Origin of the sequence: Methylobacterium goesingense, from assembly GCF_022179225.1 — a bacterium.
Classification (GTDB): Bacteria; Pseudomonadota; Alphaproteobacteria; order Rhizobiales; family Beijerinckiaceae; genus Methylobacterium; species Methylobacterium goesingense.
Genome location: NZ_BPQL01000028.1, coordinates 1 through 15,302 on the forward strand (window position 1 = coordinate 1; position 15,302 = coordinate 15,302).

General features: G+C 69.0%; 15 protein-coding genes and 1 pseudogene. 3 read left to right on the top strand and 13 right to left on the bottom strand.

All coding sequences use genetic code 11. From position 1 onward, the window contains the following. Together MFF30_RS06660 and pgeF are read right to left on the bottom strand one after the other, a co-directional pair. A pseudogene (locus MFF30_RS06660) lies at positions 1-274 on the bottom strand (porin family protein); the annotation flags it as partial. A gap of 253 nt (positions 275-527) precedes the next feature. Then, entirely contained in the window at positions 528-1,316 is a 789-nt protein-coding gene (pgeF, locus tag MFF30_RS06665; protein ID WP_238278043.1) for a peptidoglycan editing factor PgeF, read from the bottom strand. A gap of 175 nt (positions 1,317-1,491) precedes the next feature. Here pgeF and MFF30_RS26155 point away from each other — a divergent pair, with 175 nt between their 5' ends. The 3 genes from MFF30_RS26155 to MFF30_RS06685 all read left to right on the top strand — a co-directional run bounded on the left by MFF30_RS26155 (position 1,492) and on the right by MFF30_RS06685 (position 4,765). After that, the gene (locus tag MFF30_RS26155; RefSeq protein WP_373320859.1) at positions 1,492-2,076 is read left to right on the top strand and encodes a hypothetical protein; all 585 of its coding nucleotides are present in this window, start codon (positions 1,492-1,494) and stop codon (positions 2,074-2,076) included. A gap of 413 nt (positions 2,077-2,489) precedes the next feature. Next, positions 2,490-3,575: a Rieske 2Fe-2S domain-containing protein gene (locus tag MFF30_RS06680; protein ID WP_238278054.1), complete on the top strand. Its 1,086-nt coding sequence runs from the start codon at positions 2,490-2,492 to the stop codon at positions 3,573-3,575. A 113-nt stretch (positions 3,576-3,688) separates the two neighbouring features. Beyond that, positions 3,689-4,765, top strand: a complete 1,077-nt coding sequence (locus tag MFF30_RS06685) for an MBL fold metallo-hydrolase (RefSeq protein ID WP_238278056.1) — start codon at positions 3,689-3,691, stop codon at positions 4,763-4,765. Between the two features lie 51 nt (positions 4,766-4,816). On the opposite strand, the gene MFF30_RS06690 is transcribed toward MFF30_RS06685, so the two are convergent. The 11 genes from MFF30_RS06690 to MFF30_RS06740 all read right to left on the bottom strand — a co-directional run bounded on the left by MFF30_RS06690 (position 4,817) and on the right by MFF30_RS06740 (position 15,254). Then, complete coding sequence (locus tag MFF30_RS06690; protein ID WP_238278057.1) at positions 4,817-6,244, bottom strand: alpha/beta hydrolase family protein; 1,428 nt, start codon at positions 6,242-6,244, stop codon at positions 4,817-4,819. Between the two features lie 161 nt (positions 6,245-6,405). After that, positions 6,406-7,719, bottom strand: coding sequence for an ATP-dependent protease ATPase subunit HslU (hslU, locus tag MFF30_RS06695; protein WP_238278059.1), 1,314 nt, complete (start codon positions 7,717-7,719; stop codon positions 6,406-6,408). Between the two features lie 434 nt (positions 7,720-8,153). Beyond that, the gene (locus MFF30_RS06700; RefSeq protein ID WP_238278061.1) at positions 8,154-9,824 is read right to left on the bottom strand and encodes a methyl-accepting chemotaxis protein; all 1,671 of its coding nucleotides are present in this window, start codon (positions 9,822-9,824) and stop codon (positions 8,154-8,156) included. 79 nt (positions 9,825-9,903) lie between these two features. Continuing rightward, complete coding sequence (gene hslV, locus MFF30_RS06705) at positions 9,904-10,440, bottom strand: ATP-dependent protease subunit HslV (protein ID WP_373320861.1); 537 nt, start codon at positions 10,438-10,440, stop codon at positions 9,904-9,906. Positions 10,441-10,565: 125 nt separating this feature from the next. Continuing rightward, entirely contained in the window at positions 10,566-10,961 is a 396-nt protein-coding gene (locus MFF30_RS06710; protein WP_238278065.1) for a GFA family protein, read from the bottom strand. 59 nt (positions 10,962-11,020) lie between these two features. Continuing rightward, complete coding sequence (locus tag MFF30_RS06715; protein ID WP_238278067.1) at positions 11,021-12,142, bottom strand: ATP-dependent DNA helicase; 1,122 nt, start codon at positions 12,140-12,142, stop codon at positions 11,021-11,023. Beyond that, on the bottom strand, positions 12,142-12,732 hold the full coding sequence (locus MFF30_RS06720) for a suppressor of fused domain protein (RefSeq protein ID WP_238278069.1): 591 nt from the start codon (positions 12,730-12,732) through the stop codon (positions 12,142-12,144). Before MFF30_RS06720 ends, MFF30_RS06715 begins: the two co-directional genes overlap by 1 nt. Further along, positions 12,729-13,655: an oxygen-dependent coproporphyrinogen oxidase gene (gene hemF / locus MFF30_RS06725; protein WP_373320860.1), complete on the bottom strand. Its 927-nt coding sequence runs from the start codon at positions 13,653-13,655 to the stop codon at positions 12,729-12,731. The genes MFF30_RS06720 and hemF overlap by 4 nt, the downstream gene beginning before the upstream one ends. A 51-nt stretch (positions 13,656-13,706) precedes the next feature. Next, on the bottom strand, positions 13,707-13,976 hold the full coding sequence (locus tag MFF30_RS06730) for a YiaA/YiaB family inner membrane protein (RefSeq protein WP_055948388.1): 270 nt from the start codon (positions 13,974-13,976) through the stop codon (positions 13,707-13,709). Positions 13,977-14,012: 36 nt separating this feature from the next. After that, positions 14,013-14,702, bottom strand: coding sequence for a PspA/IM30 family protein (locus MFF30_RS06735; protein ID WP_238278071.1), 690 nt, complete (start codon positions 14,700-14,702; stop codon positions 14,013-14,015). Between the two features lie 84 nt (positions 14,703-14,786). Next, positions 14,787-15,254, bottom strand: a complete 468-nt coding sequence (locus MFF30_RS06740) for a tRNA (cytidine(34)-2'-O)-methyltransferase (protein ID WP_238278075.1) — start codon at positions 15,252-15,254, stop codon at positions 14,787-14,789. Between the last annotated feature and the right edge of the window lie 48 nt (positions 15,255-15,302).

Genomic DNA, 15,302 nt, shown 5'->3' on the forward strand with positions numbered 1-15,302 from the left:
CTTCGTTGTTGTTGCGGTTGTTGAACACGGCAGCGCCGACGGCGCCGGGGGCGAAGACGGGCGCGGTGGCCAGCACGGTGGTCGTGCGGTTGTTGTCGTTGCCCGTGCCGAAGCCGTAGCCGGCGTTGATACCGGCGTAGAAGCCGGTCCAGGTGAACACCGGCACCGGCACGAACACCGGGGGAGCCGCGCGGCGCGGAAGGTCGGCGGCGAAGGCGGAGCCGGCGAGGGCGATGCCAGCGAGCGCGGTGGCGCTGCGAAGGAAGGATTTCATGATCTGGTCCTCTGACTGTCAGGCAACGTCCGACCTATTGCTGGTCGCGTCCGCTGCAGTTCCCCGTCTTTAAGTGAGCCGCCAGCAAGAAGCTGTTGCTCTGCGATCACGCCAGCCGCATGGAACACGGCCCCTTTGTGGCGATACGCGCAGCGCCTTTTCGGCTACTTGCGGTCAAAACGCGGTCGAATGGCCAAGGTTCACGCCATGGCCACGCTTTTTACTGACAAATTGTCGCAGGGGGCTGGACGCGTCAGCCGACGAGGCTGATCGCCGAGATAAGTCGGCCGTAATCGGCTTCCGCGCGGTGTGTCGTCCGGCGATAGCTGTGGAATAGGTCCGGGTCCGAATAGGTACAGCGTCCGAGCGCGGTTCCGCTCGCGACGCCGGCCTCCTCGAGGCGCGCCAGGATGAAGCCGGGCAAGTCGAACTGGGCGTGTCCGTCGCGTGCGCCCGGGCCGAGGAAGCGCTCGAAGCCCACCGCCTCGGCGTGGAAGCGGGCGATGAAATCCGGCCCGACCTCGTAAGCCGGCTGGGCGATCGTCGGGCCCAAGACCGCGACGATGTCGGCGCGCCTGGCGCCCAGCCCTTCCATCGCCGAGACGGTCGCTTCGATCACACCGGTGAGGGCGCCCTTCCAGCCCGCATGAGCCGCGCCGACGACGCCGTTGCGTGCATCCGCGAACAGGATCGGGCCGCAATCGGCGGTGGCGATGCCGAGCGCCAGTCCGGGAACCCGGGTCACCATGCCGTCCGCCTTGGGACGCTCCGCGAGGGGGATGGGGCCGTCGAGCACCACCACCTCGGACGAGTGGATTTGGTAGAGGCTCACGAGACGATCGTCCCCGACGGCGAGGTATGCCGCCATGCGCCGTCTGTTCTCCGCCACGTGCGCGGGCGTGTCGCTCGAGCCGAGCCCTCCGTTGAGGGAGCCGTAGATCCCCTCGGACACTCCGCCGCGACGGGTGAAGTAGGCGTGCCGAATACCGGGTAGCCCGGACAGGGAGGGGGCCTCGATGACCTCGGGAGCGTCGGGCGTCATGACTGAACTCTGGTGAGGGAAGGGGGAACGGCAGAGACGGAGCGGCCCGCTATCACCGTGGCAAGGGCTCGGTCCGTAAGCCGGGGAAGCGCCTGGGGCGCACCTTCGAATCGGCTTCCTTTACGGTTCGTTAAGTATGTTTTGATCCTCTGCTCTCAGAGCCGAGGACCAACCGATGTCGGAAACAGCCCGTCAATACGCGCAACAGGATCAGGCCACCAGACCGCAGCCGGGTCCGCTGCGCGACTGGCTGGCGGCGATGAAGGCGGTCACCGCGCCGACCGGATCCGAGGCGCATTCAACGGCCGCTTCGCCGCCCCGTGACGCCGCACGGTCCACCGAATCGACCGGTGCCGAAGCCGCCGGCGCATGGGTTCCGCGGGTGGTCGTGGCGACTCCGGCCGCCGCGGAATCGGCCTCCTCCGATGTCTCGGATCTGATGGCCGAGAACATCATGCTCAAGGCCAAGCTCAAGGTTGAGAACGACCGCTACGACGCCCTCCAGGGCGTCATCGCCCGCGAGCTGCGCGGCCTGCGCGCCCATGTCGAGGACGAACTCAAGGACCTCGAGGACATGCGCGCCGAGCGCGACGGCCTCCTGACGCGGCAGGCTGCATTCGAGCAGGAGATCCGGGACCTGCGTGTCCAGGTCGCGGGCGAGGCCGCGAAGCTCGACGAGGTCCGGAGCGAGCGCGATCTCTGGGCGGCCCGAGCCGAGGCCCTCGCTCAGCCGATCTTTCAGAAGCGCAGCACGGTCTGACGCTGACGGAACGGACGGCCTGAAACATCGAAAGGCCGCCCCGTGAGGGGCGGCCTTTCCATTGCCGAACCGCTTGTTGTCCGGCCGAAACTGATACGATCGCGTCGAGCGCTAGAAGGCTGCGCCGGAGGCGACGGTCCAGGTCCGGGAGGACGGGGTGAGCGGCTGATGACAATGAGACACTGGATCACCTCCTTTCGTTCGTTGCGGGTGAGCAGAAGCTAGTCAGCCGCATCCGGTTTGAAAAGGCCCGCGCCCGCGCCCATCCGCCGCTCCCCTCCGGCAGGGTGGGGTGGGCCAGGGGGCCGGCTGGCCTCGGCCCCGCCGGAGGTCTAAAGCTTCGGGCCTTCCCCCAAGGGGCGCCGCGACGCGATCGCGCGTTCCGCCCAAAGGCCACGGACCCGTCCTTCCCCATGTCCACAGCCCTGCGGATGCCGGCGCCCGACGAGGCGGCGCTCGACCCGGACGCCATGCGCCAGCCGCTCGCGGACGCCTGGTACTGCGTCGGTCGTTCCGACGCCCTGAAGGCGGGCGCCCTGCGCGCCGTCGAGCTGAACGGCGAGCAGATCGTCCTCGGCCGCGAGGCCTCCGGCGCGCCCTTCGCTTTGCGCGACCGCTGCCCGCATCGCGGCATGGCCCTGTCGAAGGGTCGCTTCGACGGCGGCGCACTGACCTGCCCGTTCCACGGCTGGCGCTTTGGAACCGACGGACGCTGCCGCGACGTGCCGACCCTGTCGGCCTCCGACACGGCCGACTTCTCGCGCATCGTCGTGCAGCGCTTCCCCATTCGCGAGAGCGCGGGTTTCGCCTGGGTCAACCCTTATCTCGGCGCGGAGACCGGCTCGCCCCCGGCGGCGCTGCCGGAACTCGGCTTCAAGGCGGCCGGATCCCTCGTGGTCGAACTCGTGGTCGAGGCGTCCTTCGACCTGACGACCTTGAGCCTAGTCGATCCCGGCCACGTCGCCTTCGTGCACGATTCCTGGTGGTTCCGGCCCTCGAAGGAGCTGCGCGAGAAGGTGAAGACCTTCACGCCGACCCCGCACGGCTTCACCATGACGAGCCACGCCACCACCACGAGTTCGCCGGTCTACCGGCTGCTGGGCGGCGTGCCCGCGGTGGAGATCGAGTTCCGCCTGCCCGGCGTGCGCCTTGAACGGATCGAGGCCGGGACGAAGCGGGTGGCGAACTACACCTTCGCGACGCCGCTGACCCAGAACCGGACGATGCTCACCAACGCGCTCTACTGGAACATGCCGGCGCTCAACCTCCTCAAGCCGCTGGCCCGGCCGCTGATGCGCCAGTTCCTTACCCAGGACCAGCAGGTGCTCCAGCACGCTCAGGCGGGTCTCGACCGCAAGCCCACCATGGTGCTGTTCGGCCAGGGCGACCTGCCCTCGCAATGGTATTTTCGCCTCAAGCGCGAGGCGCTGCAGGCCGCTCGCGAGGGGCGACCCTTCGCCAACCCCCTGGCGACGCAGGAACTGCGCTGGCGCTCCTGACCCGTCCGTTTCTGCGCGGCGGCGCAAAGCGCCTTCGGGCCGCGTCGCGTCTTCTTGGCGCGATGCGTGGCCGTGCCGCTTGATCGGCGCGCCGCAGCCGCCATTTCGGGTCCATGAAACGGCAAAGTCTGATCAAGGCGTTGAGCGCCGCCACCGTTATGACGCTCGGCGGGGTCGGCTATGCCGCCCACAAGCGCGGGCGCAATCCCTATTACCGCGGTCCGCGGAGCGACCATTTCGACGGAGTCCGCTTCCACAGCCCGGACCAGCCGGCGGACAAGACGCTCGGCGACATCGCGCGCTGGCGATCCCGGCGCGGGGTCGACAGCCCCCTACGCCAGACCTGGCCAGCCTTCCACCCGAGCCCCTACGCCGCCGACCGGCCGCCGGAGCGCGTCGCGGGCCTGCGCGTCACGTTGATCGGGCATGCGAGCTACCTGTTCCAGGTCGCCGGCCGCAACATCCTGGTCGATCCCGTCTATGCCCGCCGGGCGAGCCCGGTGCGTTTCGCGGGGCCCAAGCGCGTGAACCCGCCGGGGATCGCTTTTTCCGACCTGCCCCCCATCGACGCGGTGCTGATCACCCACAACCACTACGACCATCTCGACGGGCCGGCGGTGGCGCGGATCTGGCAGGCGCACCAGCCTCTGATCCTGGCGCCCCTTGGGAACGAGGCGATCCTGCGCGCCTACGACGACACCATGCACGTGGAGACCCGCGACTGGGGCGAGGCGGTGGATCTCGGCGGCGGCCTCACCGTCCACGTCACCCCCGCCCATCACTGGTCGGCCCGTGGCCTGAACGACCGGCGCATGGCCCTGTGGTGCTCCTTCGTGCTCACCACGCCCGTGGGGGTCCATTATCACTCGGGCGATACCGGCCTGCGCGACGGCGCGACCTTCCGCGAGGCCCGCGCCCGCTTCGGGCCGCCGCGCCTCGCGACCCTGCCGATCGGCGCCTACGAGCCGCGCTGGTTCATGAAGGATCAGCACATGAACCCTGCCGAGGCGGTGGAGGCCGGCCTGCTTCTCGGGGCCGACCAGATGCTCGGCCACCACTGGGGCACCTTCCAACTCACCGACGAGGGCGTCGAGGAACCGGTGGAGGCCCTGTCGCAGGCCTGCACCGAACAGAGCCTCGCGCCGGAACGGTTCGTGGCGATGCGGCCCGGGCAGGTCTGGGAGGGATAGGAGCCTGCAGGACCAGGATCGACTGGGAGTTTCGGTTTCGCTTCGCGAGCCCTAGTGCGGCGCCCGTGCGGGGTTTTCTGGCCAGACCACGTGCCGATCGACCGCATAGGGCCGACAATCGCCGTTCTGTTTCCGGCAATTCGCCAGGGTCGTGCCGGTCGGGTCGAGGGAGCCGGATGTCGCCGCCCACTGACCTGTCGGCGTGATCACGAAGGCTTTGGGCGACCGGGCCTTGAGGAACTTCCGATAACCCTCTCGCCCTGCATCATCGAGATAGGGGACCGCCGCCGCGTCACCGATCGCGGCAAAGCGGGTCGCAGCCGGCTGCGCATTCGGGTACGTCCAAACCACGTCGGTGTTGAAGGCATAAGGTCTGCAGACAAGACCTTCCTTTTCGCAATTGGCGAGAGCGATCGCCATGGGATCATACCCGCCGGCTGAGACGAAAACCGAGCGCCACTCCGCAATCAGGAAGACTTTGGGTGCAGGCTTCTTGAGGAACTCACGGTAAGCCTGGCGCTGTTGCTCGTTCAGGAACGGAACTGCATCGACATCGTCGATCGCGGCATACCCGGATGCTGGCGGAGGCGTTATCGGGACGAATTCCTGATGGGTGATGCGCGTCGGGAAACCCAGCCGTTTCAGGAAAGCTTCGAGCTTCACCTCGAATACCCCGATCGCATAGGGCTGGCCCAACAGGGTGTGGGCGTCCGTTCCGTATTTTCCATAGCCGAAGAGTTCCGTTTCACTCCCACCCGCAGCATAGGCGCGATACATCGCTTCCCATAAAGCTCGGCTGAAGAATCGGTCATTGTCGCCGTAGAGCCAGAGCGATGGCAGGCGGTGGCCGTTGCCAAGGGATTTGGCTCCATCGACCAAGGCTCGGTCGCCAGCCTTGCATGCCGTCGACCGAATTCCCCCATAGAAATTGATGACCGCCTTCACGCGTGGATCGCCTTCACCCGCAATCGCGAGCGCGTTCCAACCGCCGAGACTTTCCCCAATGACGATGATGCGTGTCGCATCGATCTTTGGGTCGGTGGTGACCTCGCTCAAGGCGGCGAGGATATCCTTCGCGTTGGCGCGACCCAGTGCAGCGAGGGCGCAGCCCGTATCGGGGAGCGTTCCACCGGAGCCCCCATATCCGCGCAAGCGTGGCAGCGCGACGGCATAGCCGCGCGAGAGGAAGTAATAAACGCCCATATTGAAATCGGCGCCCACGTCATTGGGCGACTTCATCGAAGCTTCCGCCCAGTTGGCACCGTGGTTAAAGACCACGAGTGGGAAGGGGCCGGACCCGAAAGGTTTGACGATTTCGACTCTCAGCCTGACCGGGCGAACCGGGTCGCCCGATGCGTCAATGATCCGTCGATCAAGATGTTTGTCGGGGGAGAAACTGGCCGGCTCGGCCGCGAACGATTCTGGGTCGAAGACTATAAGGCTGAATATCGAAGCGAGGAGAAAGACCCAAAAGTGCACGATCTAGCCTCGCCGTGAACACCTCGACCGACCTCGATGTCAGGAGGTGCGGCGGCCTTATCAGTCTTGTGAGCGTTGCGCAGTCGAAAAGAGTCGAGGCGGACATGCGGTGCCGCCGCCTCGATCGCATGGTGGTTCGGTTCACGTCCGGTCGCCGCCCGTCACAGGATGAAGCGACTCAGATCCGCGTTGGCCGCCAGGCTCTCGACGCGAGAGCGCACATAGGCGGCGTCGATCGGCACCGTCTCGCCCGAGCGGTCGGTGGCCGTGAAGGAGATGTCGTCGATGACGCGCTCCAGCACGGTCTGGAGCCGGCGGGCGCCGATGTTCTCCACCGAGTTGTTCACGTCGACGGCGACGCGGGCGAGGGCGTCCACCGCATCCTCGCTGAATTCGAGGGTGACGCCCTCGGTCTGCATCAGCGCCACGGTCTGCTTCAGTAGGCTCGCCTCCGTCGAGGTCAGGATCTGGCGGAAATCCTCGACGGTGAGCGGCTGCAGTTCGACGCGGATCGGCAGGCGGCCCTGGAGTTCCGGCAGCAGGTCGGAGGGCTTCGAGACGTGGAAGGCGCCGCTGGCGATGAACAGGACGTGGTCGGTCTTCACCGGCCCGTGCTTCGTCGCCACCGTGGTGCCCTCGATGAGGGGCAGGAGGTCGCGCTGCACGCCCTCGCGGGAGACGTCCGCCGAGGAACGGCCCTCGCGGGCGCAGATCTTGTCGATCTCGTCGAGGAAGACGATGCCGTTGTCCTCGACCTCGCGGATCGCCTCCTGGGTCAGGGATTCGGTATCGACGAGCTTGTCGGATTCCTCTGCCAGGAGCGGCGCGTAAGCGTCCTTCACGGTCATCCGGCGCGGCTTGCCCTTCTGACCGCCGAGCGCCTTGCCGAGCATGTCGCCGAGGTTGACCGCGCCCATGGAGGCGCCGGGCATGCCCGGAATCTCGAACATCGGCAGTCCGCCCGGAGGGCCGCCCGCGAGTTCGATCTCGACCTCCTTGTCGTCGAGTTCGCTCGCCCGCAGCTTCCGGCGGAAGCTGTCGCGGGTGGCTTGGCTCGCGGTCGGGCCCACGAGGGCGTCGAGGATGCGGGCCTCCGCCGCCGCCTCGGCCTTGGCCTTCACCGAGCGGCGCTTCTCGTCGCGCTTGAGGCCGATGCCGACCTCCACCAGGTCGCGCACGATCTGCTCCACGTCGCGGCCCACATACCCGACCTCAGTGAACTTCGTGGCCTCGATCTTGAGGAAAGGCGCGCCGGCGAGGCGCGCGAGGCGGCGGGCGATCTCGGTCTTTCCGCAGCCCGTCGGGCCGATCATCAGGATGTTCTTCGGGGCGACCTCCTCGCGCAAGGGGCCGGTGAGCTGCTGCCGGCGCCAGCGGTTGCGCAACGCGATGGCGACGGCGCGCTTGGCGTCGGCCTGCCCGACGATGAAGCGGTCGAGTTCCGAGACGATCTCGCGAGGGGAGAAGGTGGTCATCACGCTCCGATCGGATGCGGCAGCCGGGCTGCCAGGGGGCGGGGAAGGGCACACAGGACGCGTGCGTGCGAGGGGGCGGCAGGCGCCGAGCGCCACGCGGAAATCCCCTGATACTGGTACCCGTTGATGGCTTTGGCCTGCTCGCGCGCACCGTGTCCCCTCACTTGGAAGGAGAGGGGGCCCGTTCCGGCTAAGTCGACCGAGGCGATCAAGCGGAAGCAAGAAGAGGTGGTCGAAATCGCCGAAGCGGCGCCGTCACGCCCGCGCGCGGCACTCGGCCCCGCCGGGTGGTCGGCGGGGATCACGACGGGACCTGTTGGCAAGTCGCTCCCGTCCGTTCAGGAGCGAGGTCGTGTCGGGCGGGGCGGGGGGCTGACTGGCGCACGCCCCCGACTTAAGCGCGCCGCGCCGCCCTTTCCAGTCTTCCCGGCGCCTCAGGCGGCCCGGATCGAGCCCACGAACTGCGTGACCTCGCCGTCGAGGGCACTGGAGCGCCGGGCGAGTTCCGCCGCCGAGGTCAGGACCTGTGCGGCCCCGGCCCCGACTTCCACCGCCGCGTCCTGGACCTCCGCCATGGTCTCGGTCACGTCGTGGGTGCCGCGAGCGGCGTCGCTGACGCTGCGGGCGATCTCCTGAGTGGCGACCTGCTGCTGCTCCACCGCCGCCGCGACCCCCAGGGCGATGCTGTGCACGCTGCCGATGGTGGTGCCGATCTCGCGGATCGCATCCACGGTCTCCCGGGTGGCGGCCTGAATCATGCCGATCTGCGTCGTGATTTCGTCCGTGGCCTTGGCGGTCTGGGCCGCCAGGGTCTTCACCTCGGAGGCGACCACGGCGAAACCGCGGCCCGCCTCGCCGGCGCGTGCCGCCTCGATGGTGGCGTTGAGCGCGAGCAGGTTGGTCTGGCCGGCAATGTTCGAGATGAGGGCGACGACGTCGCCGATGCGGGCGGCGCCCGCCGCCAGGGCCTCGACGCGGGCATTGGTCTGCCGGCTGCTCTCGACGGCCTCGGCCGCAGCGGCCGAGGTCTGGCCGACCTGCTGGCCGATCTCGTTGGCGGTGGCGGCGAGTTCCTCCGTGGCGGCGGCGACCGCCTGGACGTTCTGGGCCGTCTCCTGGGCGGCGCGCATCACCGCGGCCGATTGCCGGTTGGTGCGCTCGGCTTGGGATGACATCGCCCTGGCGGTCTCCTCCATGGCGGAGGCGGCGTCCGAAAGGTCGCCCACGAGGGCGCCGACACTGCCCTGGAAGCGATCGGCCAGTTCCGTCCGCTCGGTGCGACGGCGGCTGGAGGCGAGGCCGGCGGCCTCGTCCTGGTTCGCCCGCAGGGTCGCGCTATCTCGCATCGAGTGGGCGAAGACCCGCATGCTGGCCCAGATCGCGCCGACCTCGTCCCGGCCGGGCTTCACGGCCGGCAGGTCGAGCTGCCCCTCGGACAGGCGCCGGATCGCGGCGGTGACGCGGGCGAGCGGCGCGGCGATCTGGCGGTGGCCGACGAAGAGGCCGAGCCCAAGGGCCGCGAGGGTGCCGCCGAGGGCCAGGACGACCAACAGGGTGCGGCGGCTGCCGTAGAGGGCGTCGTTGGCCGCGTCGATGGCGGCGACCTGCGCCTGCCCGCTGGCGACCAGGGCGTCGATGGAATCCTGAAAGGCTTGCCGGTTCGCCCGGTTGGCCTCGTTGAAACCGAGATCCGCCGCGGCCTTCGGGGCGACGGTGGTTCCGGCCCGGGCGATCTCCTGGCGCAGGGTGGTGAAAGTGGCTGCCCCCTGGGTGACGCGTGCGAACTGGGCTCGCTCGGCCTCCGGCACGCGTGAACCCCAGGCGGCGAGGAGCTCGTTCATCGCCGTGAGGTTCTGGCGCATCCGGTCAGCGTATTTCTGCGCGTCGGCCGTGTCCTTGGCTGCGTAGACGCCGCGGGATTCCAGCACGACGTTGCTCACGAGGCGATTGACGTTGGCGGCGTCGAGGGCCCGGCGGGCCGCCTGCCGGGACTCGACCATCGCGTCGTTGAACGCCGAGAGGGTGCCGATCCCGACTCCGGCCACCAGCAGGGTGATCGCCCCGCAGGCCAGGACGAACATCAGTATCTTCGCCTTGATCGTCATGTTCGAGACCCTGCCCGGAGCGTGCAGTCAAACCCCTAATCAGTGCCTCGGAAACTTCCGTTAACGGCTGTGCTTCTCCTCAGATTTTTGACGTTTCCAATGTCTCGATCACCAGGCTGTCGTTGGTGTAGACGCAAATCTCGGCCGCGATCCGCATGGCCCGGCGGACGATCTCCTCCGCGTCGTGACTGCTGTCCTCCAGTGCGCGGGCCGCAGCCAGGGCGTAGTTCCCGCCGGAGCCGATCGCCATGACGCCGCTCTCCGGCTCCAGCACGTCGCCCGCCCCCGAGAGCAGCAGGCTGACCTCCTTGTCGGCCACAAGCATCATCGCCTCCAGGCGGCGCAGGTAGCGGTCCGTGCGCCAGTCCTTGGTCAGCTCGACGCAGGCCCGGGTCAGCTGTCCCGGATATTGCTCAAGCTTGGCCTCCAGCCGCTCGAACAGCGTGAAGGCATCCGCCGTGGCGCCAGCGAAGCCGCCGATCACCGAGCCCTTGGCGAGGCGCCGGACCTTGCGGGCATTGCCCTTGACGATGGTCTGGCCGAGGCTGACCTGCCCGTCCCCGCCGATCACGACCCGTTCGCCCTTGCGGACCATGAGGATGGTGGTGGCGTGCATCTGCGGCGGACCGTTCGCTTCGGAATGGGACAAGTCAGGCTCCGGTTCGGTTGGGAATCCTGCTCACGTAGTCGCTCGCTGGGTCCGCTCCAAGCACTGCAGGACAAGCACCGCGGGAGTCGCCCCTATCCGGGATAGCGCGGAAAGGCTGGAAGCGCGTCGAATCGGCCGAACCATTCGGGGGCGTCCGCGACTTGGATGCGGATCGACGGGGGCAGGGCATCGGGGTCGTCCAGGGTCGCCGTGTGGAGGTCGAGCTGGCCTGGAAAGATGGCCTCGTTGCGGTAGAACAGGTTGGTGCCGCAGGTCCCGCAGAATTCGCGGATGACGCCGGGCGAGGATTCATAGGCAGTCGGGGTGCCGGTGATGGTGATCCGGTCGTCCGGGAACAGCGCGAACCCCACCGCGGGCGCGCCCGAGGACCGCCGGCAATCGGTGCAGTGGCACAAGGCGCTGTGGCTCGGCTCGCCCTCTGCCACGTAGTGGATGCCGCCGCAGCGGCAACGTCCAGTCAAGGCCATGCGAATCTCCCCTCGTTCGCAAGCGTTGTCCCCGAGCTGCCGAGATTTCACAAGCCGCCCTACACCACCACGGTGATGCGCTTGGCCGCCCGGGTCAGGCCCGTATAGAGCCAGCGCGCCCGGTGCTCGCGGAAGGCGAAGGATTCGTCGAACAGCACGACGTCGTCCCATTGCGAGCCCTGCGCCTTGTGGACGGTCAGCGCGTAGCCGTAGGTGAACTCGTCGGTCTCGCGCTTGAGGAAGGCCGGGATCTCCTCTTCGGAGCCCGACATCACCGCCTTGAGCACCTTGATGTCCACAGGACGGCGACGCAGGGCCGGGTCGTCCTCCGGCACCACGTCGAGGCGCACCGTGTCGGATCGCGGCGAGGAGCGCTGGGCGTGTACGGTCCAGGTCGAGCCGTTGAGCAGGCCCTTGGTTCGGTCGTTGCGCAGGCAGACCAGCTTCTCGCCCACCGCCGGCATCGGATCGGTGTGGCCGGCCAACTCGCGCAGGCGGTTGTTGTAGAGCCGCCGGGTCTTGTTCATGCCCACCAGCACCTGATCGGCCTGGAGCACCGTTGCCGGGTCGATGGCGCGTCGCGAGACGATGCGGCTCTCGCCGTACTCGCCGATGCTGAGGCGCCCGCCCTCGCGCACCGTCATCGCCATCCGGACGATGGGATCATCGGCGGCCTGCCGATGGACGTCTGTGAGCATCACGTCGGGCTCGGCCTCGGTGAAGAAGCCGCCCCCGCGTACCGGCGGCAGCTGCGCCGGGTCGCCGAGCACCAGCACCGGCCGGTCGAAGGACAGGAGGTCGTTGCCCAGATCCGAATCGACCATCGAGCACTCGTCGATGACGATGAGTTCGGCCTTCGAGACCGGCCCGGTCCGGTTCAGGGTGAAGGCCGGGCCGCCATCCTCGGTCTCCTTGGTGCGGTAGATCAGGCTGTGGATCGTCGCGGCGTCGTGGCAGCCCTTCTGGCGCATCACCGAGGCGGCCTTGCCCGTGAAGGCACCGAACACCACCGTGCCCTCGACGTCGTCGGCAATGCGGCGGGCGAGGGTGGTCTTGCCGGTACCGGCATAGCCGAAGAGGCGGAAGACCTGGGCGCCACCGGACTTGCGCCAGTCGGAAATCGCCTTCAGGGCCGCGTCCTGCTGGGGCGCGAAGCGGGTCGGCAGATCGGTCTCGGCCATCAGAGCACCGAGGGGCGCTGGAGGTCGAAAAGGTCGGTGCCGCGCGTCGCGAACAAGTCCTCAAGGGTGTCGCCGCCGGACTCTTCCGCGAAGGCGTACTCGGCCTGCGAGATCGGCACGGCCTGGAGGAAGGCCAGGGCCGCGTCGGGCGTGGGCAGCGTCTGAAGGCGCGCCTCCAACAGGACCGGCGGCACGAACAGGACGTGGGCGAGGCTCGCCGACAGGCCGGTGAGCAGCCCGGGAAAGACGATGCCGGGGGCGAGGAACCAGCGCCCGTCGATGACCTGGAAGGCGCAAGCCGCCAGCATGCGCGCCACATCCCGGTCGGTGCCGACGCCCAGGATCTCGCAGCGCCCGGGGAACTCGACGCCGTCCTGGTAGAGCGGGTGGTTGGCCAGCGTCACCGTCGCACAGGCGGTGAGGCCGGGGCGCGGCGCGTCGCGGCAGGTCAGGATGTCGACGTGGCTGCGCCCGGTCTCGTCGGCATGCCGGGCGACGGAGGGGCGGCCGCCGAGGGCGCCCGCCAGCATCCGCGCCACGGCGCGGTTGGTCTCTGTGATGTCCGCCGGCGGGGCGGCCGGGGCGTTCACGGCCAGCGCACCGTCGGGGGCAGCGACGAGAGAATCGAGGCGACGTTGCCGCCAGTCTTCAGGCCGAAGATCGTGCCGCGGTCGTAGAGCAGATTGAACTCGACGTAGCGCCCGCGCCGGACCTGCTGCTCCAGCCGGTCCTCCTCGGTCCAGGGCGTCGCCAGGTTGGCGCGCACGATGGCCGGATAGGCCTTGAGGAAGGTGCCGCCGACGTCGCGGGTGAAGGCGAGGTCGGCCTGAGGGTCGCCGGTCCAGTGGTAGTCGTAGAAGATCCCGCCGATGCCGCGCGGCTCGTTGCGGTGCTTGAGGTGGAAGTACTCCTCGCACCAGGCCTTGTAGCGGGTGTAATCGGCGGCCGGGGCGTGGGCGTCACAGGCCTCCCGCATCGCCGCGTGGAAGGCGAGCGAATCCGGGTCGTCCTGCGTCCGGCGCCGGTCGAGCACCGGGGTCAGGTCGGCGCCACCGCCGAACCAGGTCTTCGTGGTCACCACGAAGCGGGTGTTCATGTGCACGGTCGGCACGTTGGGATTCCAGGGATGCGCGATCAGCGAGATCCCGGTAGCGAAGAAGCGCGGGTCCTCGGCGGCGCCCGGCATCTGGGCACGGAACTCCGGGGCGAACTCGCCGTGCACGGCCGAAACGTGGACGCCGGCCTTCTCGAAGACCCGGCCCTTGATCATCGCCATGGTGCCGCCGCCGCCAGGGGCACCGGTGTGGTCGGTGCGCTGCCAGGGCGTCTTCACGAAAGTGCCGGGCTCGGCCGGCGCGTCCGGGTGGAACGGCCCCGTGGCCTCCGCCTCCAGGGTCTCGAAGGCGGCGACGATCCGGTCGCGCAAGGTGGTGAACCACGCCGTCGCTGCGGCCTTCACGGCGTCGCGCTCGGCCTCGGGTAGCGGGGGGGCGGAGGATTCGGGCATGGTCATGCCGGGGGATGTCCCATCCCGCCGCCCGGCCGTCAATTCGCCGGAGCGCCCTCAATCCTTCACGGACATCAGCAACCGCTCGGTCTTGGCATCCTCGATCCGGTTGACCATGCGCCGGCCCTCGTGGACGTCACGGATCGTCTTGGTGGCGGTGATGCAGGACTGCACGAGCATGATCGTGCCCATGGCCAGGTATCCTTTGATCCAGATGTCGATGGGCATGAACAGGATGCCGAGGCCTACCATGGCGGCGGAGCCGAGAAACGAGGCGTAGGTGAAGGCGACCCAGGCGCCGGAATGCTGCGTGGTCTCGTTGGTCATGGTCGTGCTCCTTGGATGAGGGGTGATGCGGGACGGTCAGGCGATCGGCTGGCCGGGCGCCTCAGCCCGGGCGCGCAGGCGGTCGAGGATCGCTGAGGAAGCCGGGCGGGTGCTCGGTCCGAAGCCGGCGCATTCCATCTGCTCGGCGATGTCGGCGCCGGGCTCGGCCTCCCGCAGGGCCGCCTCGGTATCGTCGGCAGCGGCCTGGAGGTTGCGCAGGCGGGCCAGCGTCGCCTCGGCCTCCTTCAGGGTCGCACGGTCCTGCGGGTCCGCGCTCACCCGCAGACGCCGGGCGGTCTCGGCCGCGGCGGCGAGGCGGCGGCCCCGCTCCAATTCCGCCTGACGTCGGGTGGCGTCGGCGACCTTGGCGCGGATGCGGGTCAGCTCGGTGGCGAATCGGCTCCGCGCGGTGCGGATGGCGTCGCGCTCGGCCTCGAGTTCGGCGATCGCCTCGGCTGCCTGCGCTGCGAGGTCGTCGCGTCCGGCCTGAAGCGCCGCCACGGCGCGGGTCTCGAGGTCGGCGGCGCGGGCCTCGACTTCGGCGAGACGACGCTCCTCGGCGCGGTCGCCCGCCACGGAGGCGGCCAGCGCCTGGCGGCTGCGCTCCAGGGCGGCGCGGGTCTCGCGGATCTGCTGGTCGAGGATCAGGAGGGCGTTGCGGTCGAAGAGATCTTCTTCGGCGCGGGCGGCGGCGCCGCGGGCGAGGGTGCGAAACAGTCTGAGCATGATGGGCTCCGGGTCGGTGGCTGTCGTCCACCGCCCGGTTGTCGCATAATTTGAACGGTGTTCAAGTGCGATTTTGCACGACGTTCAATCTGGAGACGGGAAGCCCTCGGTCTGGCGCAGGGCCTCACCCAGGATCATGGCGGCACAGACCGCGACGTTGAGCGAGCGCAGGTCGGGCCGGATCGGCACCACCACCCGGGCATCCGCCGCGGCGTGGACCGCATCGGGCACGCCGGCCGATTCCCGGCCCATCAGCAGGCAGTCGCCGTCGCGATAGGCGAACGCGGTGTAGGGCAGGGCGCCCCGCGTGGTGGCGAGGACGAGTCGGATGTTGTGCGCCTGCCGCCAGGCCGCGAAGGCGTCCCACGAGCGGTGACGGGTGACGGCGACCCGGTCGAGGTAGTCGAGCCCGGAGCGGCGCAGATGCCGGTCCGAGACGTCGAAGCCCGCTGGCTCGATGATCTCGACGGCGGCCCCGAGGCAGGCGGCCATGCGCAGCAGGGTGCCGGTGTTCTGCGGAATATCGGGCTGGTAGAGGGCGAGGCGGAGCATCGGCGGCGTCTCAGGACGGGGGGCGGTTCCGTGCGGCATCGCCCCCCG

Excerpts from the sequence above, each read along its gene's own strand:
- MFF30_RS06715 (WP_238278067.1), bottom strand. The coding sequence starts at position 12,142 with ATGGCCGAGACCGATCTGCCGACCCGCTTCGCGCCCCAGCAGGACGCG.
- hslV (WP_373320861.1), bottom strand. The coding sequence starts at position 10,440 with ATGCACGCCACCACCATCCTCATGGTCCGCAAGGGCGAACGGGTCGTG.
- MFF30_RS06685 (WP_238278056.1), top strand. The coding sequence starts at position 3,689 with ATGAAACGGCAAAGTCTGATCAAGGCGTTGAGCGCCGCCACCGTTATG.
- MFF30_RS06680 (WP_238278054.1), top strand. The coding sequence starts at position 2,490 with ATGTCCACAGCCCTGCGGATGCCGGCGCCCGACGAGGCGGCGCTCGAC.
- MFF30_RS06700 (WP_238278061.1), bottom strand. The coding sequence starts at position 9,824 with ATGACGATCAAGGCGAAGATACTGATGTTCGTCCTGGCCTGCGGGGCG.
- MFF30_RS06740 (WP_238278075.1), bottom strand. The coding sequence starts at position 15,254 with ATGCTCCGCCTCGCCCTCTACCAGCCCGATATTCCGCAGAACACCGGC.
- MFF30_RS06730 (WP_055948388.1), bottom strand. The coding sequence starts at position 13,976 with ATGACCAACGAGACCACGCAGCATTCCGGCGCCTGGGTCGCCTTCACC.
- MFF30_RS06710 (WP_238278065.1), bottom strand. The coding sequence starts at position 10,961 with ATGGCCTTGACTGGACGTTGCCGCTGCGGCGGCATCCACTACGTGGCA.
- hemF (WP_373320860.1), bottom strand. The coding sequence starts at position 13,655 with ATGACCATGCCCGAATCCTCCGCCCCCCCGCTACCCGAGGCCGAGCGC.
- MFF30_RS06735 (WP_238278071.1), bottom strand. The coding sequence starts at position 14,702 with ATGCTCAGACTGTTTCGCACCCTCGCCCGCGGCGCCGCCGCCCGCGCC.
- hslU (WP_238278059.1), bottom strand. The coding sequence starts at position 7,719 with ATGACCACCTTCTCCCCTCGCGAGATCGTCTCGGAACTCGACCGCTTC.
- MFF30_RS26155 (WP_373320859.1), top strand. The coding sequence starts at position 1,492 with ATGTCGGAAACAGCCCGTCAATACGCGCAACAGGATCAGGCCACCAGA.
- pgeF (WP_238278043.1), bottom strand. The coding sequence starts at position 1,316 with ATGACGCCCGACGCTCCCGAGGTCATCGAGGCCCCCTCCCTGTCCGGG.